Raw genomic sequence first — 20,005 nt, 5'->3', positions numbered from 1 at the left:
TAGGGCTTTTCGATACCCTAGATAGGTTGTTACTAACCCCCTTTTTTACTTCCGAAAGGATGTATCCCTGTGAAAGAACTTTCACTGCCTGCAACCGGCACGGCGACAACCGTGACCTTTGCTAAGAAACTCCCCAAAGCATACGACGCCCTGTTGGTGCCGGTCTTTAAAGGCGAGGACGGACTGGAACTCGCAGCCTCCGGGCAGTTTTCGGAAGACATCGACGTTAGTATCTGGGAGCTCCTCAGCACTGTTGGAGCAACCGGAAAAGCTGAGGAAATCACCCGAATCCCAGCGATCGAAGGAGTCGACGCTGACTTCATTGTCGCGGTAGGCCTCGGCGACAGCGAAAAGCTTGACGACGAAACCCTGCGCCGCGCCAGCGCCGTAGCCGCCCGCTCCCTCAAAGACGTAGAGACTGCGGTAACCACGCTGGGAATCTTCGGCATCCAGCCGGTCACCGAAGGTTCCGTTTTGGGTGCGTATTCCTACACCGGCCAGAAATCTGAGGCAGGCTCCACCCCAGTAGGCACCATCATTGTTTTGGGCGAGGGTAAAGCAGCTAAAGAAGAGTTCGAACGCGGACTCATCGCCGCCGAAGCAGTGAATCTGGCTCGCGACCTGGTTAATGCCCCATCCTCGCACCTGTATCCGGAAAGCTATACGGCTGTCATCACGGAAATCGCAAAGACCTACGGCTTGGATGTGGATATCCGCGACGAAAAGAAACTCATTAAGCAGGGATTCGGCGGAATCCTCGCAGTCGGTATGGGATCCGCCCGCAAGCCCCGGTTGGTGCAGCTGCGCTACCAGCCGAAGAAGGCAAAGAAACACGTGTCGTTCGTCGGCAAGGGCATCACCTTCGACACTGGCGGAATTTCCTTGAAGCCAGGGGCAAACATGGATCACATGATCTCTGACATGGGTGGTTCCGCCGCAGTCATCGCAACGGCAGTTGCGGCTGCCCGGTTGAAGCTCGACATTGCGGTTACCGTGACAGTGGCACTCGCCGAGAACATGCCCGATGGCGAGGCTTTCCGCCCCGGCGACGTGATAACCCACTACAACGGCACCACCACCGAAGTGCTCAATACCGACGCCGAAGGACGGTTAGTGTTAGCCGATGCCCTCGCCCTGGCTTCGGAAGAAAACCCGGATTATCTGATCGACACCGCAACGCTTACTGGTGCCCAAATCATCGCGTTGGGCGACCGCACCTCCGGCATCATGGGTGATGCCGATTTCGCTGCCCAACTGGCGACCTTCGGCCAAAACGTCGGCGAGCAAGCGTGGGCCATGCCGCTGCCGGAGGAACTAGCTGAGGCGCTGAAATCCCCGGTCGCTGACCTCCGTAACATCACCCCGCAGCGTTCCGGCGGCATGCTTTCGGCTGGTTGCTTCCTCAAAGAATTTGTCGGCGACGGCATCACCTGGGCCCATGTTGACATTGCGGGTCCATCGTTTAACACCAGCGCCGTCTACGGTTACACCCCGATGCGCGCCACCGGCGTTCCGGTTCGCACGTTCGTGGCATTCCTGCAATCGCTGTAATTGCTTTTCGACGCGCCACCGCCGCCCCGCTTTAGGGCACAAACCAGCTACCCACCACTGTTTTTGCTTCAGTGGTGGGTAGCTGGTTTTAGTATTCGCCCCGCTCGAATTTCTCACGGCGTTGGCGTTGTTCCTCCCGTTTCCGCAGAATTCGGTCGCGCTCAATTTTTTCCCGCATGCGTTGGGGGTAACCGGTTTCCTCGACGTCGTAAATTGGCACGTTCAGTTCCTTGGCAATGACATCGATTCCCTTAGGCCCGCCGATCCGCCGCCGGGTGAAATCTCCAGTCACATCAACAAGTACTACGGACATTTCATTCACGAGGGTTTCTGGCTCGACAAAAGCTTCCACGATCGCATGATCGACCACCCATTGTTTCAAATATGCTAAATCCGCTTCCCGAACCGTTTCACCCGGTCCACGTGCGGGTTTGAGGTTAGATTTGGTGCCTTTGCGGCCGAAGAAATTGAACACAGATTACAATTGTAGGGGGAAAAATTCTTTTCCTTTACCTTGAAAGTCACATTATGGGCGCAAAGCAGGTACTCTCTTAAAGGTATTAAGACTTTCCACAACAAGATTTACTAGGAGTCATGACAACAATGGCGCACTCCGTTGTGATGCCCGAACTGGGCGAATCAGTAACCGAAGGCACAATTACCCAGTGGCTGAAGTCCGTCGGTGACACAGTTTCGGTAGACGAACCCCTGTTAGAAGTATCCACCGACAAGGTTGACACAGAGGTCCCTTCCCCAGTGGCCGGTGTGCTATTGGAGATCCGCGCTCAAGAAGACGACACCGTTGGCGTGGGCGAAGTCATCGCCATCATCGGCGAAGAAGGCGAAGCCCCTGCCGCAGAATCCGCACCTGCTGAGCAACCAGCAGCTACAGAAGAAGTAGCCGCAAAGGTCGAAGCACCAGCAGCTGAACCAGCCGCGAAGGTTGAAGCACCAGCAGCAACCGGTGCCGCTACTGACGTGGTCATGCCCGAACTCGGCGAATCCGTCACCGAAGGCACCATCACTCAATGGCTGAAGTCCGTCGGCGACACCGTCGAAGTCGACGAAGCACTCCTGGAAGTCTCCACCGACAAGGTCGACACCGAAGTCCCATCCCCCGTCGCCGGAACCATCCTGGAAATCCTCTTCAACGAAGACGACACCGTCGACGTCGGCGAAGTCATCGTCCGCATCGGCGACAAGAACGCACAACCAGCCGCATCGGCACCAGCTGCACCAACCCCAGCACCAGCTGAGCAGCCAGAAGAACCGGAAGCCAAGCAAGAAGTAGCCGCGAAGGTTGAAGCACCAGCAGCAAGCGGTGCCGCTACTGACGTGGTCATGCCCGAACTCGGCGAATCCGTCACCGAAGGCACCATCACTCAATGGCTGAAGTCCGTCGGCGACACCGTCGAAGTCGACGAAGCACTCCTGGAAGTCTCCACCGACAAGGTCGACACCGAAGTCCCATCCCCCGTCGCCGGAACCATCCTGGAAATCCTCTTCAACGAAGACGACACCGTCGACGTCGGCGAAGTCATCGTCCGCATCGGCGACAAGAACGCACAACCAGCCGCATCGGCACCAGCTGCACCAACCCCAGCACCAGCTGAGCAGCCAGAAGAACCGGAAGCCAAGCAAGAAGTAGCCGCAAAGGTCGAAGCACCAGCAGCTGAACCAGCCGCGAAGGTTGAAGCACCGAGCGTCGAAAAGCACGAGAAGCCTGCCGCTCCGGCAGCATCGGGCGACAACCTCCCGTATGTCACGCCACTGGTTCGCAAGCTTGCCGAGAAGCACGGTGTTGATCTGACCAAGATCACCGGAACCGGCATCGGTGGCCGTATCCGCAAGCAGGATGTTCTCGCCGCAGCCAGCGGTGAAGCACCGGCAGAATCTTCAACACCTGCGGCTACTGGCCCACGGGCGAACTGGTCCACCAAGTCGGTTGATCCGGAGAAGGCTGCCTTGATCGGCACCACCGCGAAGGTGAACCGGATTCGGGAAATCACCGCCGCGAAGATGGTGGAAGCGCTGCAGATTTCCGCACAGCTTACCCATCTGCAAGAGGTCGACATGACCAAGATCGCGGAGCTGCGTAAGGAATCCAAGCCGGGCTTCCAGCAGAAGTACGGGGTTAACCTCACCTACCTGCCGTTCTTTGTCAAGGCTGCCGTTGAGGCATTGGTTTCCCACCCGAATGTCAATGCGTCGTACAACGCTGAGACCAAGGAAATGACCTACCACGCTGACGTGAACGTCGCTATCGCGGTGGACACCCCACGTGGCCTGCTCACCCCGGTCATCCACAAGGCGCAGGATCTGACCTTCCCAGAGATCGCTCAGACGATCGTCGATCTGGCGGATCGCGCCCGCAATAACAAGCTCAAGCCACAGGATCTGATGGGTGCAACCTTCACCATCACCAATATCGGTTCCGAGGGTGCGCTGTCCGATACCCCGATCCTGGTTCCGCCGCAGGCTGGCATTCTGGGCACCGCAGCTATTCAAAAGCGCGCTGTGGTTGTCACCGAGGACGGCGTGGACGCAATCGCCATCCGCCAGATGTGCTACATGCCATTCACCTACGATCACCAGGTGGTCGACGGTGCTGATGCTGGCCGCTTCACCGCCACCATCAAGGATCGGTTGGAAACCGCAAACTTCGCAGACGATCTTGCTCTCTAATCTGGCGTAGTTTGTAGCTTAGAAAGTCGGTGTCACGTTATGTGGCACCGACTTTTGCGTGTTCGCCCGGCATGGGAAACGTTCTTAAGGGTGCGAGTGCTTCGATTGGCTAGTTTTATGCACGCCACCCGATGATTGTGTGCTGGTTGGCGAGGGAAATTGAACGTCGTCCATCATTGTGCGATGGCGGCGACAAAGCCGTGGCATAATGATCTCTATCACGTACCATTGTGAGCGCTATACCCGTGAATTACTAAAGGAGACCGTCGCCACCATGACGCAATCACTTTCCTTGTCCAGTTATCGTGACCGGCATATAGGTCCCAATGAGGCGGAAAGGGTGGCGATGCTTGCACGGCTTGGCTACCCATCCATCGACGCGTTGGTTGATGCTGCCGTACCGGCCGATATCCGATCCGATGCCCCACCCGCGATCGGCCCGGCCTTAACCGAAACCGAGGCGCTTGCCCGACTGAAGTCCTATGCTGACCGCAATGTTATTCTCAAGCCGTTTTACGGCCAGGGCTACTACGGGACCATCACCCCACCGGTGATTCGCCGCAATGTTGTAGAGGATCCGGGCTGGTACACCGCTTATACCCCTTACCAGCCGGAGATTTCCCAGGGGCGGCTTGAGGCGCTTCTGAACTTCCAAACGATGATTTCGGAATTGACCGGTCTGCCGATCGCTAATGCTTCGCTGCTTGATGAGGCTTCCGCCGTCGCCGAGGCCGTGGGGCTTATGGCTCGGGTGAATAAGAAAGGCAACCGGGTTGTCCTGGATCAACGGTTGCACCCCCAGGTGTTAGGCGTTGCCGCTGAGCGGGCCCGCGCCATCGGGTTGGAAGTAGAAATCGCGGATCTTAGCGCCGGTCTCGTTGGCGAAAGCATCGTCGGAGTGGTGCTCGCATATCCCGGAACTGAGGGTGATGTCCACGATATTCGCCCGATCATTGATGATGTCCACGGCCGGGGTGGTTTGGCCGCGGTGGCTACCGATTTGCTTGCGCTCCAGCTATTGGCTTCGCCCGGCTCGTTGGGGGCAGATATTGCGGTTGGCTCGTCGCAACGGTTCGGCGTTCCGCTGTTTTTCGGCGGGCCACATGCGGCATTCATGTCGGTCACCGACGCGTTAAAGCGGCAGCTTCCGGGCCGCATCGTCGGTGTGTCGGTGGATGCGTCCGGAAATCCGGCGTACCGATTGGCGCTGCAGACCCGGGAACAGCACATTCGTCGCGAAAAAGCGACGTCTAATATTTGCACCGCGCAGGCGTTGTTAGCGGTGTGTGCGTCAATGTATGCGGTATGGCACGGCCCTGAGGGGTTGAAGGCGATTGCGCAGCGGGTTCACGATTTGGCGAGCCGGTTCGCCCACGCGATTGAGGCTTCCGGTGGCACGATCGCTCACCAGAGTTTCTTCGATACTGTCACCGTTGTGGTGCCGGGTGCCGCGCAGGCGATCACCGACCAGCTGGCGGACGACGGCTATTTGGTTCGCCCGATTGGCGCGGACAAGGTTTCGGTCGCGTTCGGTGAGGACGCTGAGGTTGCGGACGTCGAAAAGCTCGCCGCTGCGTTTGGCGCTTCGCTTGACGACGCCCCGGCGGACCGCACCGGACGGGAATTCCCGTCCGGATTGCAGCGCACCGATGCCACCCTGTCGCACCCGATCTTCGACTCCGTGCATTCGGAAACGCAAATGCTGCGCTACCTGCGGCTGCTCAAAGACAAGGACTTGGCGCTAGATCGCACGATGATTCCGCTGGGGTCATGCACCATGAAGCTCAATCCGACGACCGGCATGGAGCCGATCACCTGGCCGGAATTCGCCAATATTCACCCTTATGCGCCTAAGAAATTCACCGAAGGGTGGCAGGCGCTTATCGGCGAATTGGAAGGCTGGCTTTCCGAGATCACCGGTTACGCTAAAGTGTCGGTGCAGCCTAATGCAGGTTCGCAGGGCGAATTAGCTGGCCTTTTGGCCATCCGCCGCTATCACTTGTCGCGCGGCGACGATCAGCGGGACATCATTTTGATTCCACAATCCGCGCATGGCACCAATGCTGCCTCCGCCACCCTGGCGCACCTTAGGGTCGTGGTTGTCGCCACCGCCCCGGACGGCTCCATCGATGTGGCGGATTTGGATGCCAAATTGGAAAAGCACCGCGAACACGTGGCGGGCATCATGATCACCTACCCGTCAACGCACGGCGTCTTCGAGGACACCGTCCGCGAAGTGTGCGCAAAGGTGCATGAGGTGGGCGGACAGGTGTATATCGACGGCGCTAACCTCAATGCGCTTGCCGGTATCGCCCAGCCTGGTGTGTTCGGTGGTGACGTGTCGCATCTGAACCTGCACAAGACCTTTACCATTCCGCATGGTGGTGGCGGCCCGGGTGTTGGCCCGGTGGCGGTGCGGGAACATCTGGTTCCATTCCTGCCTACCGATGCCACTGGCACCAATCCGAAAGAAGAAACCCCCACCGATACTGGCGTGCCGATCTCCGGTGCGATGTACGGATCGGCCGGTGTCCTGCCGATTTCGTGGGCGTATATCGCCATGATGGGTGGTGCGGGGCTAAAAGATGCAACCGCGAATGCCATCTTGGCTGCCAATTACGTCGCTGCTGAGCTTCATGATTCTTTCCCCGTTTTGTACACCGGCGCGAATAATCTGGTCGCCCACGAATGCATCCTGGATGTGCGTGATTTGGCGGCTCAAACTGGGGTTTCGGCAACCGATGTTGCCAAGCGCCTGGTTGATTATGGTTTCCATGCCCCCACGCTGTCCTTCCCGGTTGCGGGAACGCTGATGGTTGAGCCCACCGAGTCTGAGGATAAAGCCGAGCTTGACCGGTTTATCGCGGCGATGCGCGCCATCCGTGCCGAGATCGATGAGATCGCCGCAGGCACGGTCACCTACGAGGAATCGGTGCTTCACCACGCGCCGTTTACCGCACAAAGCGTCACCGCCGACGAGTGGGACCACGCATTCACCCGGCAGCAGGCAGCGTATCCAGTGGCGTCACTACGGCGCGATTTGAAGTATTTCCCACCGGTACGCCGGATGGATGAGGCGTTCGGTGACCGCAATTTTGCGTGCTCCTGCCCGCCGCCTTCCGCCTTCGATATCACGGAAAACGACAACTAGACCGGCTAACAAGAAAGGTTTGTTACGTGACTGATTTGCGCCAATCTCCGCTGCACGCGGAGCATGATAAACTAGGGGCAACATTCATCCCATTCGGCCCGTGGAATATGCCATTGAAATACGGCAATGAATTGGCCGAACACCGCGCGGTGCGGGGAACCTGCGGGATCTTCGATCTTTCCCACATGGGCGAGGTCTGGGTATCCGGGCCGGATGCTGGTGCGTTTTTGGATTACGCGTTGATTTCTCGGCTATCCACGATCAAAGTTGGCAAGGCCAAGTACACCATGATTGTCGCGGCTTCGGGTGGGATTATTGATGATCTCATTGTCTATCGCACCGCTGAAGATACATTCTTGGTTGTCCCTAACGCCGGTAATGCCGACGTGGTGGTCAAGGAACTGCGAGACCGCGCCGCAGGGTTTGACGTCGTGCTTAACGACGCCTCCGCCACCACCGCGCTCATCGCGGTTCAAGGACCCAATGCGCAGGCATTGATTTTAGAACTAGCTGCCAACCCACAGGCTGTGACTGAGCTGGGGTATTACGCCGCAGTTCCGGCTGTGATCGCCGATCACGATGTCCTTCTTGCCCGTACCGGATACACCGGCGAGGACGGTTTCGAGCTGTTCATTCCGGCAGAGGAAGCAACCGACCTGTGGCAAAAGATCATTGCCGCAGGCGATGCGCATGAATTGGTGCCGTGTGGATTGGCTGCCCGGGATTCATTGCGGCTTGAAGCTGGCATGCCACTATACGGCAATGAGCTGACGCTGGAAACCACCCCGCTTCACGCGGGCTTAGGTGTCTTGGTTGCCAAAGAAGGAGACTTTATAGGCAAAGACGCCCTAGCTGAGGTTTCGCCGGAACGGGTGCTGGTGGGGTTGACGTCGTCCGGCCGCCGGGCGGCGCGCTCCCACGCGGCGCTTTTCGACGCCGACGGCACGGCAGTCGGTGAGGTCACCTCCGGACTGCCCTCCCCTACCCTCGGTCACCCTATCGCCTTGGCTTATGTTGATGTAGCCCACAGCGAAATCGGCACCGCGTTAGAAGCTGAGATCAGCGGTAAGCGTTATCCGTTTGAAGTGGTTGCGCTTCCGTTTTATTCGCGAAAGCGTGCGTAAATCACGCTACAATTCAACCGAAGAGTGCTACCTAAAGAAAGGGCCACATGTCATGTCTTTGCCTGAGAATTTCTCCTATTCCGCCGAACACGAATGGATCGACGCATTGGTCGACGATGCCGTCGGCACCACCGTGAAAGTAGGCATCACTTCTGTCGCCACCGAGCGACTCGGTGAGGTGGTATTCGCTGAGCTTCCTGCGGTTGGCGATCAAGTTGAAGCTGGCGAAACCTGCGGCGAGGTGGAGTCCACCAAGTCCGTTTCCGACTTGTATTCTCCGGTTACCGGCACCGTCACCGCTGTCAATGAGTCCGTTCATGACGATTATTCCGTCATCAATGCCGACCCATTTGGCGCAGGCTGGCTCTTTGAGGTGGAAGTCACCGCCGTTGACTCGCTCATGACTGCTGAGGAGTACGCGGCAGCAAACGGCGTTTAGTCCCACACCACCCAAGCTTTACCTATTCAAGCCTCCGGATTTTTCCGGAGGCTTGCGTATTTTCCATAAATGCCTATCGGTTGCACTTTCTGATTGCGCTTTATCCCCGCAAGCTACATATAAGAAATTTTGCATGACGACATGTAAGTGGTAGCAGAAGTGACCACATGGGAATAAATAGATCTGCAAACCCTACATGTCGTCCATATTTATTTCTTATGAGATCCACTACACCAATAGCAAGAACCGAAATACCTTGCGTGCAGCAAACGTCCCAACCTGCCTCTGCCGCAATCACCGCCAGCGCTAGAAGAGTACGAGGCCAGCAGAGCATACTGCCACAGCCAGCGAAAAAACCAGCATGAACACGCAGCTCAGAAAGGACGGATGCGCGGTAAATCGAGCGCGCAGGTGTGCTATCAAAGCACAGACGAAATAGACTACCAACCCGCTAGCAGCGGCAACGCCAAACTCAGAAATCCACACCCCTAAGAACAACCCAATCGCCGCTAACCCCTTTGCCACGAGCAAAGCCCACGACCAATCGCTGGGAAAATTCACCCCCGCAATACATTCCCGAATAAATGTAGGCGGCTTGAGGCACAAGACAACATCGCCAGCCATCGTCACGCCTAAGGCCACAAACATCCACGATACGACATCCATTTTTTCCTCCATTGCTCCTGGTTAATTACATTGTTTTCCCTGTGATGGTTCGAAAATCCGCCTCGATTTCGGCCATGAGTTCGGCTACCGTTTCGACTTTCTTCGTCGATAGCGTCAAGACGATCCCCACATAGGCGTGATAACACGCGAGCGCTTGCGCCCGGTTACCCGCCAACACGACTTGAAATTCTGAAATTAATTGCTCGGAAATTACGCCAAATAACTCCGTTCCCCCGCCACCCATCACGATGATCCCGCCATAGGTCCGGGCAAGGTCAATGCGACTGATAAAGAGCTCCACAAACGGCGCAACCAGCGACAGCAACTCAGCCACCGGATCCGCACTACGAACCGGCGTGCGGCCCGCGTGGATCATGCGGATATAGTGCTCAAAAACCTGCACCAGCAGCGTGTTTTTATCGCCCACCGTCATCACCGTGCCCACGCTTACTCCCGCCTCAAGCGCTATGTCGCGAATAGTGGTTGCGGCGAAACCCTTTGTACACATCAGGTCATCGGCAGCCGCTATTACCCGCGCATGAGTTTCTTCTCGTTTTTTATCGCGAGACATAATCATCACCTAAAAACTAAACACGTTCACTGAACGTGTTCAACATTAGCTGGTTTGAATATCAAAAACCACCAAACCGCCAACATGACAGATACGAAAAAGCTACAATTTCCACAGTGCGCACTTAACGGGTGCGCTTATAACGTCATGTACCAGCGTGAAAGTGAGTGTCATACAGTGACCGCCCCCCGGAAACCATTCTTTCCAGCCGATCAATCCATCCGGCACACCGAAACGCCATTGGGCGTTCGCCTGTTGGGAACGATTGATTATCAGGAAGCATGGGATCTCCAAGCAGAACTAGCCGCCAAGCGCGCCGCCGATGAAATGGACGACACGGTTTTGGTGCTAGAACACCCACCGGTCTATACCGCGGGCAAACGCACCCAGCCGGAAGACCGTCCCACCAACGGGTTGCCAGTCATTGACGTTGATCGGGGCGGCCGCATCACCTGGCACGGGCCGGGGCAGTTAGTGATGTATCCGATTATTAAACTCGCAGATCCCATCGACGTTGTGGATTACGTCCGCCGGGTGGAAGAGGCACTCATTCAGATCGTTCGCCGCACCGGGCTTATCGACGCCGGCCGGATTCAAGGCCGCAGCGGCGTATGGATTCCCGGTGCCACCCCAGCCGACCACCGCAAAGTCGCCGCCCTGGGCATTCGCATCACCAAGGGGGTCAGCATGCACGGCTTGGCGCTTAACTGCAATAACACGCTGGAATACTACAACCACATCATCCCCTGCGGGATTTCGGATGCGGGCGTGACAACCCTGAGCAAAGAATTGGGCCGCGACGTAACCGTCGCCGAGATGATCCAACCCGCTCTCCAGGCGCTTGACGACGCCTTCTCCGGCCGCCTGGTCGTGGCCGACCATACCTTCGCCTCCGCCCCCGATCCCACCAAAATCACTGCGCACAGTGGGGCGTCGAAAAGCTAAACCTTAACCAGTGGTTTAATTGTTCGCCATTTCCGCCCACCCCTAGTACATTGCTTAAGTGTGACTACAGCACCAAATGGACGTAAGCTGCTTCGCATTGAGGTCCGCAACTCGGAAACCCCAATCGAAGCAAAACCTCGGTGGATTCGCACCTCGGTAAAAACCGGGCCGGAATACCAAGACATTAAAAAACGCGTTGCTGGTTCCGGCTTGCATACCGTTTGCCAGGAGGCAGGCTGCCCCAATATCCACGAATGCTGGGAATCCCGGGAAGCCACCTTCCTCATCGGCGGCGCAAATTGCTCGCGGCGGTGCGACTTCTGCCAGATTAATTCCGCGAAACCCGAACCCCTTGACCGGGACGAACCCCGCCGAGTCGCGGAATCGGTGCGGGAGATGGAACTGAATTATTCCACCATCACCGGTGTTACCCGCGACGACTTAGAAGACGAAGGCGCGTGGCTATATGCCGAGGTCGTTCGGAAAATCCACGAGCTTAACCCCCACACCGGTGTTGAGAATCTCACCCCCGATTTTTCCGGCCGCCCCGAGCTGCTCCAACAAGTTTTTGAGGCACGCCCGGAAGTTTTCGCCCACAACCTTGAGACGGTGCCCCGGATTTTCAAACGCATCCGACCCGCATTCCGCTACGATCGCTCCCTCGACGTTATCCGCCAAGCCCGCGACTTCGGCCTGGTAACCAAGTCGAACCTGATTTTAGGCATGGGCGAAACAGTGGAGGAAGTCCGCGATGCCCTGACCGACTTGCATTCGGCTGGCTGCGACATCATCACCATCACCCAGTATCTACGGCCCGGTCCGAAGTACCATCCGATCGACCGGTGGGTGAAGCCGGAAGAATTCATCGAGCACCGCGATTTCGCCTACGAGCTCGGATTCGGCGCCGTCATGGCCGGCCCTCTGGTGCGGTCGTCCTATCGCGCGGGCAAGCTCTATGCTGAGGCGCTTGCTGCCCGGGGCGAGCAATTACCGGAAAACTTAAGTCACCTCGCCGAGACCGCCCAGGGTTCCACTGCGCAGGAAGCGTCCACCCTGTTGGATCGCTATGGCGCGTCTGCGGATACCCCAGTGGTTTCTTCCAGGTAGTCCCCTGGCACGAATGAGCCGCAGCCTGGTTGTTTCCTCCGGCTGCGGCTTACGTTATAGTCCAATTCCATTTATCGAATCCCCCAACTAAGGTAATGAGCATGGCTGTTGACAACAAGCAGGCGGCTAAAGCCGCAAAGAAGGAAGAACGCGCCGCGAAACGCGCCGCCCGCCGCCAAAACTGGGCACAGATTTGGCAAGCATTCAAAATTCAAAAAGAACAAGATAAATTGCTTGTTCCATTGATGCTGCTGTCCGTGTTCGGAACCGGACTGGTGTTCTTCCTCATCGGCTTGCTGTGGAACGGCCAGTGGTTCATGCTGGTTACCGGCCTTCTTTTAGGTATCGCCGTGGCGATGTGGGTCTTTAGCCGCAGGCTGCAAAACAGCGTCTACGACCGCGCCGCCGATCAACCCGGTGCCGCTGGTTGGGCTCTGGAAAACCTCCGCTCCGGCTTCGGTGTCGCATGGCGCACCAAGGCCGCGGTTGCTTCCACCACCCACATGGATTTCGTCCACCGAGTCGTCGGCGTCTGCGGCATCGTCTTGGTTGGTGAGGGCGAAGCGCACCGACTCAAGCCGCTGTTTGAGCAGCAAAAGAAGCGGCTTAATCGCCTGGCCCCTGGCGTTCCGGTATCCACCTTGATCGTCGGCGACGGCGAAGGCCAAGTACCGCTGCGGAAGCTGCAATCCACCATGGTGAAGATGAACCGCAAGTACAACAAGAACGAAGTGTACGAAATCGCCGCGCGTATCGAAGCAATGGACACCGCCGATCAGCACAAGGCAGCTGGCCTACCCAAAGGCCCACTTCCAAAGGGCGGTAAAGTATCCGGCATGAACCGCCGGGCACGGCGTACCGCGGAACGCCAGAAGAAAGCCAAATAGCCTTCTAAACCGATAAAACCTGCGCGACTGTCTACCACACAGTTCGCGCAGGTTTTTTGTGTTTCCGATTGGGCTGCGATATTTACAACGATCAGCCAAGAATGACTGCAGTTCCGGTGGCCCGATCGTGCATGCCCCGACCATCGGTATCCACCATTGCCGCTGGCAATACGAAGATGGTGAACAGGGTGCGTGCTATCGCCCGAACCAGTCCGACTCGGGCGTTTCTATCGTCGACACGCGCAACCCCCATGCCCAGCCAGGCTTGACCCGGGGTGCGGGCAAAGATCGCCACTGAGGTGATTCCTAAGATGATAAACAGAATCAGTGTCAGGGTGGCCACCCCACCAAAAACATCGGTAAACATGTGAATGAAACCGGCCACAATCCAACACATCACCCAATCGATCAAAACCCCGACGCTGCGGCGCGCAACCGAGGCTAATGCGCCTGGTCCTTCTTTCGGCAGCCCCAACTTTTCGCCAGGCCACCGGCCGGGGCCGCCCTTGTCATATTCCGCCGGGATTTCCGGGCCGTCAAGCCAGCTTCTTTTGCTTTTCGCCATGCCTACTAATCTAGCGGGTATCCGTGGTTTTCTCCGCACCAAAAAATTGGGGCACGTACCGGCAGTTGTTTTGGTCACGTACCGGTGCGTGAGTTAACATTTTATGTGCTTCTTTGGCAAGTTGTAGCCGTCACTGCAGGTTGATGGCGCTTAAGCTAGCAAAGAACTTTCACCCACTATCAAGCGGTAAATATTTTGCCCACATGAGGAGTAACCGTGGCATTTCACTCAGCCGACGAGGTACTGAAATTTATCACCGATGAGAATGTCGAGTTTGTAGACGTCCGCTTCACAGACGTCCCAGGTAGTGAGCAACATTTCACCATTCCCGCTAGCATTCTCGACGAAGACGCCATCGCCGAAGGCTTAGCGTTCGACGGTTCCTCCATTCGCGGTTTCACCTCCATCGACGAATCCGACATGGCGCTGATCCCGGACCTGGCAACCGCCCAGCTCGACCCATTCCGACGCGCAAAAACCCTTAACATCAAGTTCTTCGTGGCCGACCCATTCACCCAAGAACCATTCAGCCGCGACCCCCGCACCGTTGCACTGAAAGCCGAAGAGTACTTGGCTTCCACCGGCATCGCCGACACCTGTTATTTCGGTGCCGAAGCCGAGTTCTACCTTTTCGATTCCGTACGCTACGCCACCGAAGCCAACGCCGGTTTCTACGAGGTGGACTCCGATGAAGGTTGGTGGAACCGGGGCGCGGAAACAAACCTCGACGGTTCACTCAACCGGGGCTACAAAAACCGCATGAAGGGCGGCTATTTCCCTGTTCCGCCATACGACCAAACCCAGGACATCCGCGACGAGATGACCCGGGTACTGGCCGAATCGGGATTTCAGATCGAACGATTCCACCACGAGTGCGGCACCGGTGGCCAGCAGGAAATCAACTATCGGTTTAATACCCTGCTGCACGCCGCCGACGACCTGCAAACCTTCAAGTACATCGTCAAAAACGTCGCCTACCGCAACGGCAAAACCGTGACGTTCATGCCAAAGCCGCTCGCGGGCGACAATGGTTCCGGTATGCACGCGCACCAGTCCTTGTGGAAAGACGGCAAGCCGCTCTTCCACGACGAGTCCGGCTACGCTGGTCTCTCCGACATTGCCCGCTACTACATCGGCGGTATCCTGCACCACGCGGGCGCTGTTCTAGCGTTCACCAACCCAACGTTGAACTCCTACCACCGACTGGTACCGGGCTTTGAGGCCCCAATCAACCTGGTGTACTCGCAGCGTAACCGGTCCGCAGCGATCCGTATCCCGATCACCGGTTCCAACCCCAAGGCTAAGCGAATTGAGTTCCGCGCACCGGACCCATCGGGCAACCCGTATTTCGGTTTCGCCGCTATGATGCTCGCCGGCCTTGACGGCATCAAGAACCGCATTGAGCCACACGCACCGGTGGATAAGGACCTCTACGAATTGCCGCCGGAGGAAGCTGCTTCCATTCCGCAGGCCCCAACCTCCCTGGAGGCATCGCTGCAGGCGTTGGCGGAGAACCACGACTTCCTCACCGACACCGGCGTATTCAGCGAGGATTTGATTGACACCTACATCAAGCTCAAGTACGACAAGGAAATAAACCCAGTCCGGCTCCGGCCAACTCCGCAGGAATTCGAGTTGTATTTCGACTGCTAATTTCTGCGCACCATTGCTACCCCACGAATGCTATTGCTCGTGGGGTTTGCTTTTCGACGCCCCCACGTTCGCCTATTCCCCTACCGCTCCCGCTTGGTATCTGCACTTGACGCTGCGTATAGTAGCTTTCCATGACTGATCTGTTGCCCCCATGCCCGGAATGCACCTCGGAATACACTTACGAAATGCCGCCGCTGTTAGTTTGCCCTGAATGCGCCCACGAGTGGTCCTCTGAAGAGGCCGAAGCCGAAACCGTGATCTGCGATTCGGTGGGAAATCCCCTCGCGGATGGCGACGACGTGACGGTGGTTAAAACGCTCAAGGTCAAAGGAGCAAGCCAACCAATTAAGGCGGGCACCAAGGTTCGTGGAATCCGGTTGGTTCAAGGGGTAGGCGACCACGACATTGAATGCAAAATCCCCGGTTTCGGGGCCATGCAATTGAAATCCAGCGTGGTGAAAAAGGTATAAAAATCCTGGTAGAACACGACGTTCTACCAGGTTTTTAGTTACCGAATCCGTTTAGGTCATTAGCGACCTAACAATGCGGCCAACGGTGGGAAGATCTTTGCCAACATTGGTGCGGCAACCGCGATCAGGCCAACGAGGCCAGCGATAGCTGCAACAACAATGCCAGCGATTGCAGGCTTGGAGGAACCTTTATCAGCTGGTTCCGTCTTATCACCCGGCTGTTCAGAAGGCTTTTGGTTCTGAGTGCTAGACGGCTGAGTCTTGGTTTCAGACGGTTGGGTTTGGGTGCTGCTCGGCTGAGTCTTGGTCTCAGATGGCTGAGTCTGGGTAGCAGAGGTCTGGCTGCCCTGGGCTGGCGGGTTCTGAGCTTCCAACTCAGCGGCCTTGGTCTGGCATTCTTTGAGTGCCTTTAGCGCTGGTGCGTTCGAAGCCTCAGTCCACTTGAGAATCACTTTGTATGCCTCAATGCCTTGAACGTAGTTTTTAGCGCCTTGGCCTGCTTCGGCAGCGGTAACGATAGCTTTCAGATCATCAATAGGCTTTATCTTCTTAGCGTACAGCGCTGCCGCAGCTTGAGCGGAGTTACCTTGAGCGTTCAGGTCATTATAGATTCCCTGCCGCTGTACACCATCAAATTGGTCGGCTTCTGCACCTGCGGCCAAGTATATAGCAGAAAGAACATCGAGCAAGTCAGTCTTTTCTTGTTGATTGAATCCATGCTTTTCGAGTGCAGCATCGAGAGGTTTCCGCAGTTCTGCATCGTCAGTTCCCAACCAGGTGTAAAATTCTTGGTCATCGATTCCCAGCCGGTCGGCGATCATGAAAAACGCAACGTTGGAGTAGTCAGCGAGTTCAGCCGCAACTACTTTCTCTTTTTCTGAGGATACCGTAGTCTTGTAGTCCGAGTAGGAGCAAACGGCCGCTCCGTTGTCGCCTCGGGTTACGGTGACGGTGGTGGAGACATATTCCTGATAGGCGTTAGCTGGCACGGTGCCACTCAAAGCCACTGCTGCCGCACACGAGGTGGCGAGAATCAATCGCAGATTCTTATACATTGCATAAACCTTTCTGAAATTTAGCTTAAATTTCATTAACATAATAGCCGCAAATGGGCTACCTTATGCAAATCACGCGTCACTTTTCGGTCCAGTAAAGGTTGCCAAAGGAGTCCGATCCAGACGAATGCACTGGTAAATTTCCATGAATAACAATGAGACTGCCGGTAGCGGCCCCATTGTTGACGGAAGTTTTTACCTAAGTCCGACTCACAAAAATCTTATAAAACGATCGCGGCTACCCAACCGGCAATGATGAGCGGAATATTGAAGTGAATGAAGGTTGGGATGACCGAATCTCGGATGTGGTCGTGTTGCCCGTCGGCATTCAAACCAGCTGTCGGGCCCAGGGTCGAATCCGACGCTGGTGAACCGGCATCGCCCAGCGCACCTGCAGTGCCGATGATCGCAACCGTGGCCGCCGGGCTAAAGCCCAGTGCAGCACATAGCGGAACGTAGATCGCGGCGATAATGGGCAGTGTCGAAAAGGAGGAACCAATGCCCATCGTCACGACTAGGCCCACCAACAGCATTCCCAACGCGCCAAGGGCTTGATTGCCACCGAATATTGCGGCGGAGGAATTGACCAGGCTTTCCACTTCACCCGTTGCATTCATGACGGAAGCGAAGCCCTGGGCGGTAATCATGATGACACCGATGAGCGCCATCATTTTCATGCCGGTGGTAAACACGTCGTCGGCTTCGCGCCAGTTCACTGCCCCGGTAAGCATGAAGATCGCCAGGCCGCTGAGCGAACCGATCAACAACGAATCCGCCTCAAGGTCGAAGGATTGCATCACAACCTGAATAACGAAAGTGGCGATAATCGCAACGATCGCTACGCTAATCTTGTACCGCGACACCACCAACGTTTTCTCTTCGGCGGATTCAGCCGCGTCTTGGGTCGCGTAGTCCCGTGGTTTGCGGTAGGAGAACAACGCGGCGATGAGCAGACCACAAAACATTCCGATTGCTGGAATGGACATAACCTGCATGACATTAATACCAGAGGTATCCATTCCAGCTGCTTCGATATTGCCTAACAAAATGTCGTTCAAGAAGATTGCACCGAAGCCGACCGGAATCCACATGTACGTGGTGACCAAGCCGAAGGTAAGAACGCAGGCGATGAGTCGACGGTCCAGGCGCAGCTTGGTCATCACACCCAGAAGCGGCGGAATAATCAGCGGAATAAACGCGATGTGTACTGGAATGACGTTCTGACTCATCATCGACATCGCCAAGATTCCGGCCACCATCAGCCATTTGGTTACCGCGACTGCACGGCTGGCCACAGTATCTGACTGGTTACCAATGCGTTTGAGAATCGCCTGAGCAAGCAATTGTGGCAGGCCGGAGCTTGCGACCGCCATGGCGAAAGCCCCCAATAAGGCGTAGCTCAGCGCAATCTTTGCCCCACCGGAAAGACCATCTTGGAACGCGACCATCGTAGCGTCGAAACCGATACCACTGAGAAGGCCACCGACAAGAGCGCCGATGAAAAGTGCAAGGACAACGTGGACGCGCACCATTGCTAATACCAGCATGACTACGACTGCGATGAGAACGGCATTCATATTGCATAATATACGCGCTACAGCATCTATTTAGTAAGCGAGCTGGGGTGAATCGTCGAAAAGCACTAACCCCACACCAATTCCGCACCCGAGTGACCTGCGGCGATTGTCACCCCAAACGCAATAACCCCGCAGACCACGCTAAGCAATTGTGCAGCCGCCGCGACGAAACCAGGCTTTTGATTCACCGCCAACCACCACAGCAGACACGAACACAGAAACACGCTGGCAGCGGCTATAACCTGAACACTTCCCCACCACAAATGATCCGCAACATCACCCGGTTCCGCCACGGTCAATCCGATATCTTCCAGCAACGTAACGCCAGTGAGTTTCGCCCACTGCGCCGTTGCCACCCCTACCCCGCTCACCACAAGTTGCCCGTAGCGTAATCGGTAACCCCACTGCGGCATGAGCACCCACAACACGAGGCCGACCGCCGCCAGCGGCACCAATAACACCGGGGCGTGAACCACCAATGGGTGCAAAGGAAGCTGCATGCAACAGGATTTTACACGGCGGCGCTAACACCGCGGCATAGCCTGGGTCACCGCCTGCGGCACATGAATCTCATTCGGGATCAGATTCATCACCTCCGGTGGGGCCGCGCACCCAAATTCGGCTTTGATCTGCGAACCGTTGAGCATCGGAATCTCCGGTGAACTACCGGGAACCAGCGGCATCATCACCGGCGGCGTGGCAACTGGCAGCTGCGGCCCCACGGTGACCGACGCTTGGACGTCGGCAGTGTGATCGGCGGCTCTTCCTTCGGTGTGCGCGGCAACCACAAAACCTACGCCGAAGCTCACGGAAGCATGAGCATTGCGGGCGTCCGCCCAACCGAATTTCGTACCCATCACACCTGGAAGCGTCGCGGTACCAAAATTCTGCGGATACCCATCCGCCGCCACTGGCGCGGGCCTGGTCATCCCGTCAATCAGGGGCAGGGCAATGGGGTCGAAGCGAATGGCGTGAACAAAACGGGCAACATCATTCGTGCTGGTAAGAGTGGTGCCCCAGAAACCCCGGTAGCTAGAATCCCGCAACCTGAATTCCCCGATAATCGCATTGATGGCATGCGGGTATTTCCGATCAAGAGTGGTCGCAATTCCATCGTGTGAGGAGCGGATCATTTCGTTCACCATGCCCTTGTCCGCGATATCGCCGTTGCGCAGCACCCAATATCCGAGGTACAGCTTCGATAGGGATAACGAACTGCGCGGCTGGCTGCCCGCCGGGGAGCTAATCAGCGCCCCACCGGCATCGATCACAGACACACTGGTTCGTGGCGGAACCGCACCGATAGCCACCGGGGCTGCAGTCGCTGGTCGGGGTGCCACGATAACCGAAACGGCGAGAACCGCAACCACACAGCACCACAGGAAGAATCGCCGTGCTGGTTGCTGGTTCCGTGATCGTGAAAGTAGCATCTGTGAAAATTCCATAGCCCCGATCCTACTGGTTGCACAGATCACATTGATGGTCTTTAAAAAGACTTTAATGCTCAGCTCATCCGGAAATCATCACCGCACAAGGCGAAACGAGCATCCCGAATGTGT

The 20,005-nt window shown here is 56.7% G+C and carries 18 protein-coding genes; 10 read left to right on the top strand and 8 right to left on the bottom strand.

What is annotated here, in order from left to right:
* Window positions 1-69: 69 nt before the first annotated feature.
* Window positions 70-1,551, top strand: a complete 1,482-nt coding sequence (locus Q4D85_RS03865; RefSeq protein ID WP_303198342.1) for a leucyl aminopeptidase — start codon at window positions 70-72, stop codon at window positions 1,549-1,551.
* Between the two features lie 88 nt (window positions 1,552-1,639).
* Here the strand turns inward: Q4D85_RS03865 and Q4D85_RS03860 are convergent, their stop codons facing one another.
* Entirely contained in the window at window positions 1,640-2,026 is a 387-nt protein-coding gene (locus tag Q4D85_RS03860; protein ID WP_303198340.1) for an oxidoreductase, read from the bottom strand.
* A 128-nt stretch (window positions 2,027-2,154) separates the two neighbouring features.
* Here Q4D85_RS03860 and sucB point away from each other — a divergent pair, with 128 nt between their 5' ends.
* The 4 genes from sucB to gcvH all read left to right on the top strand — a co-directional run bounded on the left by sucB (window position 2,155) and on the right by gcvH (window position 8,950).
* On the top strand, window positions 2,155-4,236 hold the full coding sequence (sucB, locus tag Q4D85_RS03855) for a 2-oxoglutarate dehydrogenase, E2 component, dihydrolipoamide succinyltransferase (protein ID WP_303198338.1): 2,082 nt from the start codon (window positions 2,155-2,157) through the stop codon (window positions 4,234-4,236).
* 274 nt (window positions 4,237-4,510) lie between these two features.
* On the top strand, window positions 4,511-7,387 hold the full coding sequence (gene gcvP / locus Q4D85_RS03850) for an aminomethyl-transferring glycine dehydrogenase (RefSeq protein ID WP_303198336.1): 2,877 nt from the start codon (window positions 4,511-4,513) through the stop codon (window positions 7,385-7,387).
* Window positions 7,388-7,413: 26 nt separating this feature from the next.
* Entirely contained in the window at window positions 7,414-8,511 is a 1,098-nt protein-coding gene (gcvT, locus tag Q4D85_RS03845; protein ID WP_303198334.1) for a glycine cleavage system aminomethyltransferase GcvT, read from the top strand.
* A 52-nt stretch (window positions 8,512-8,563) separates the two neighbouring features.
* Complete coding sequence (gene gcvH / locus Q4D85_RS03840) at window positions 8,564-8,950, top strand: glycine cleavage system protein GcvH (RefSeq protein WP_303198333.1); 387 nt, start codon at window positions 8,564-8,566, stop codon at window positions 8,948-8,950.
* Window positions 8,951-9,256: 306 nt separating this feature from the next.
* Here the strand turns inward: gcvH and Q4D85_RS03835 are convergent, their stop codons facing one another.
* Both Q4D85_RS03835 and Q4D85_RS03830 read right to left on the bottom strand, forming a co-directional pair.
* Complete coding sequence (locus Q4D85_RS03835) at window positions 9,257-9,616, bottom strand: DoxX family protein (RefSeq protein WP_303198332.1); 360 nt, start codon at window positions 9,614-9,616, stop codon at window positions 9,257-9,259.
* Window positions 9,617-9,641: 25 nt separating this feature from the next.
* Window positions 9,642-10,187 carry a TetR/AcrR family transcriptional regulator gene (locus tag Q4D85_RS03830; protein ID WP_303198330.1) on the bottom strand — a complete coding sequence of 182 codons (546 nt, stop codon included), beginning with the start codon at window positions 10,185-10,187 and terminating at the stop codon, window positions 9,642-9,644.
* Between the two features lie 177 nt (window positions 10,188-10,364).
* On the opposite strand from Q4D85_RS03830, the gene lipB reads away from it, so the two are divergent.
* From lipB to Q4D85_RS03815, 3 genes are all read left to right on the top strand, one after another.
* A complete protein-coding gene (gene lipB, locus Q4D85_RS03825) occupies window positions 10,365-11,132 on the top strand; it encodes a lipoyl(octanoyl) transferase LipB (RefSeq protein ID WP_303198329.1) in 768 nt (255 codons plus the stop codon).
* Window positions 11,133-11,192: 60 nt separating this feature from the next.
* Window positions 11,193-12,239 (top strand): lipoyl synthase, encoded by a 1,047-nt coding sequence (lipA, locus tag Q4D85_RS03820; RefSeq protein ID WP_303198327.1) that lies wholly within the window; start codon window positions 11,193-11,195, stop codon window positions 12,237-12,239.
* 101 nt (window positions 12,240-12,340) lie between these two features.
* Window positions 12,341-13,126 carry a DUF4191 domain-containing protein gene (locus Q4D85_RS03815; protein ID WP_303198325.1) on the top strand — a complete coding sequence of 262 codons (786 nt, stop codon included), beginning with the start codon at window positions 12,341-12,343 and terminating at the stop codon, window positions 13,124-13,126.
* A gap of 91 nt (window positions 13,127-13,217) precedes the next feature.
* Here the strand turns inward: Q4D85_RS03815 and Q4D85_RS03810 are convergent, their stop codons facing one another.
* Window positions 13,218-13,691 (bottom strand): RDD family protein, encoded by a 474-nt coding sequence (locus tag Q4D85_RS03810; protein WP_303198324.1) that lies wholly within the window; start codon window positions 13,689-13,691, stop codon window positions 13,218-13,220.
* A gap of 216 nt (window positions 13,692-13,907) precedes the next feature.
* Between Q4D85_RS03810 and glnA the strand changes: the two genes are divergently transcribed.
* Both glnA and Q4D85_RS03800 read left to right on the top strand, forming a co-directional pair.
* Window positions 13,908-15,344: a type I glutamate--ammonia ligase gene (gene glnA, locus Q4D85_RS03805; protein WP_303198323.1), complete on the top strand. Its 1,437-nt coding sequence runs from the start codon at window positions 13,908-13,910 to the stop codon at window positions 15,342-15,344.
* Between the two features lie 131 nt (window positions 15,345-15,475).
* On the top strand, window positions 15,476-15,814 hold the full coding sequence (locus Q4D85_RS03800) for a zinc ribbon domain-containing protein YjdM (RefSeq protein WP_303198322.1): 339 nt from the start codon (window positions 15,476-15,478) through the stop codon (window positions 15,812-15,814).
* 59 nt (window positions 15,815-15,873) lie between these two features.
* Here the strand turns inward: Q4D85_RS03800 and Q4D85_RS03795 are convergent, their stop codons facing one another.
* The 4 genes from Q4D85_RS03795 to Q4D85_RS03780 form a co-directional block, all read right to left on the bottom strand.
* On the bottom strand, window positions 15,874-16,869 hold the full coding sequence (locus Q4D85_RS03795) for a hypothetical protein (RefSeq protein ID WP_303198321.1): 996 nt from the start codon (window positions 16,867-16,869) through the stop codon (window positions 15,874-15,876).
* A 221-nt stretch (window positions 16,870-17,090) separates the two neighbouring features.
* Window positions 17,091-18,446 carry a Na+/H+ antiporter family protein gene (locus tag Q4D85_RS03790; protein ID WP_303198320.1) on the bottom strand — a complete coding sequence of 452 codons (1,356 nt, stop codon included), beginning with the start codon at window positions 18,444-18,446 and terminating at the stop codon, window positions 17,091-17,093.
* 65 nt (window positions 18,447-18,511) lie between these two features.
* Complete coding sequence (locus tag Q4D85_RS03785; RefSeq protein WP_303198319.1) at window positions 18,512-18,946, bottom strand: DUF2231 domain-containing protein; 435 nt, start codon at window positions 18,944-18,946, stop codon at window positions 18,512-18,514.
* Between the two features lie 24 nt (window positions 18,947-18,970).
* Window positions 18,971-19,891, bottom strand: a complete 921-nt coding sequence (locus Q4D85_RS03780; protein WP_303198318.1) for a hypothetical protein — start codon at window positions 19,889-19,891, stop codon at window positions 18,971-18,973.
* Between the last annotated feature and the right edge of the window lie 114 nt (window positions 19,892-20,005).

The sequence above is a fragment of the Corynebacterium sp. genome (assembly GCF_030532965.1).
Lineage (GTDB): Bacteria > Actinomycetota > Actinomycetes > Mycobacteriales > Mycobacteriaceae > Corynebacterium.
The sequence above is the reverse complement of the archived record's forward strand: the minus strand, read 5'-3'. Positions and strand labels throughout refer to the sequence as shown.

What these genes read in the sequence shown, in the direction of transcription:
- Q4D85_RS03830 (WP_303198330.1), bottom strand. Translation starts at nt 10,187, where the DNA reads ATGTCTCGCGATAAAAAACGAGAAGAAACTCATGCGCGGGTAATAGCG.
- Q4D85_RS03800 (WP_303198322.1), top strand. Translation starts at nt 15,476, where the DNA reads ATGACTGATCTGTTGCCCCCATGCCCGGAATGCACCTCGGAATACACT.
- Q4D85_RS03835 (WP_303198332.1), bottom strand. Translation starts at nt 9,616, where the DNA reads ATGGATGTCGTATCGTGGATGTTTGTGGCCTTAGGCGTGACGATGGCT.
- Q4D85_RS03790 (WP_303198320.1), bottom strand. Translation starts at nt 18,446, where the DNA reads ATGAATGCCGTTCTCATCGCAGTCGTAGTCATGCTGGTATTAGCAATG.
- Q4D85_RS03815 (WP_303198325.1), top strand. Translation starts at nt 12,341, where the DNA reads ATGGCTGTTGACAACAAGCAGGCGGCTAAAGCCGCAAAGAAGGAAGAA.
- sucB (WP_303198338.1), top strand. Translation starts at nt 2,155, where the DNA reads ATGGCGCACTCCGTTGTGATGCCCGAACTGGGCGAATCAGTAACCGAA.
- Q4D85_RS03810 (WP_303198324.1), bottom strand. Translation starts at nt 13,691, where the DNA reads ATGGCGAAAAGCAAAAGAAGCTGGCTTGACGGCCCGGAAATCCCGGCG.
- gcvP (WP_303198336.1), top strand. Translation starts at nt 4,511, where the DNA reads ATGACGCAATCACTTTCCTTGTCCAGTTATCGTGACCGGCATATAGGT.
- Q4D85_RS03795 (WP_303198321.1), bottom strand. Translation starts at nt 16,869, where the DNA reads ATGTATAAGAATCTGCGATTGATTCTCGCCACCTCGTGTGCGGCAGCA.
- Q4D85_RS03780 (WP_303198318.1), bottom strand. Translation starts at nt 19,891, where the DNA reads ATGGAATTTTCACAGATGCTACTTTCACGATCACGGAACCAGCAACCA.
- Q4D85_RS03785 (WP_303198319.1), bottom strand. Translation starts at nt 18,946, where the DNA reads ATGCAGCTTCCTTTGCACCCATTGGTGGTTCACGCCCCGGTGTTATTG.
- gcvH (WP_303198333.1), top strand. Translation starts at nt 8,564, where the DNA reads ATGTCTTTGCCTGAGAATTTCTCCTATTCCGCCGAACACGAATGGATC.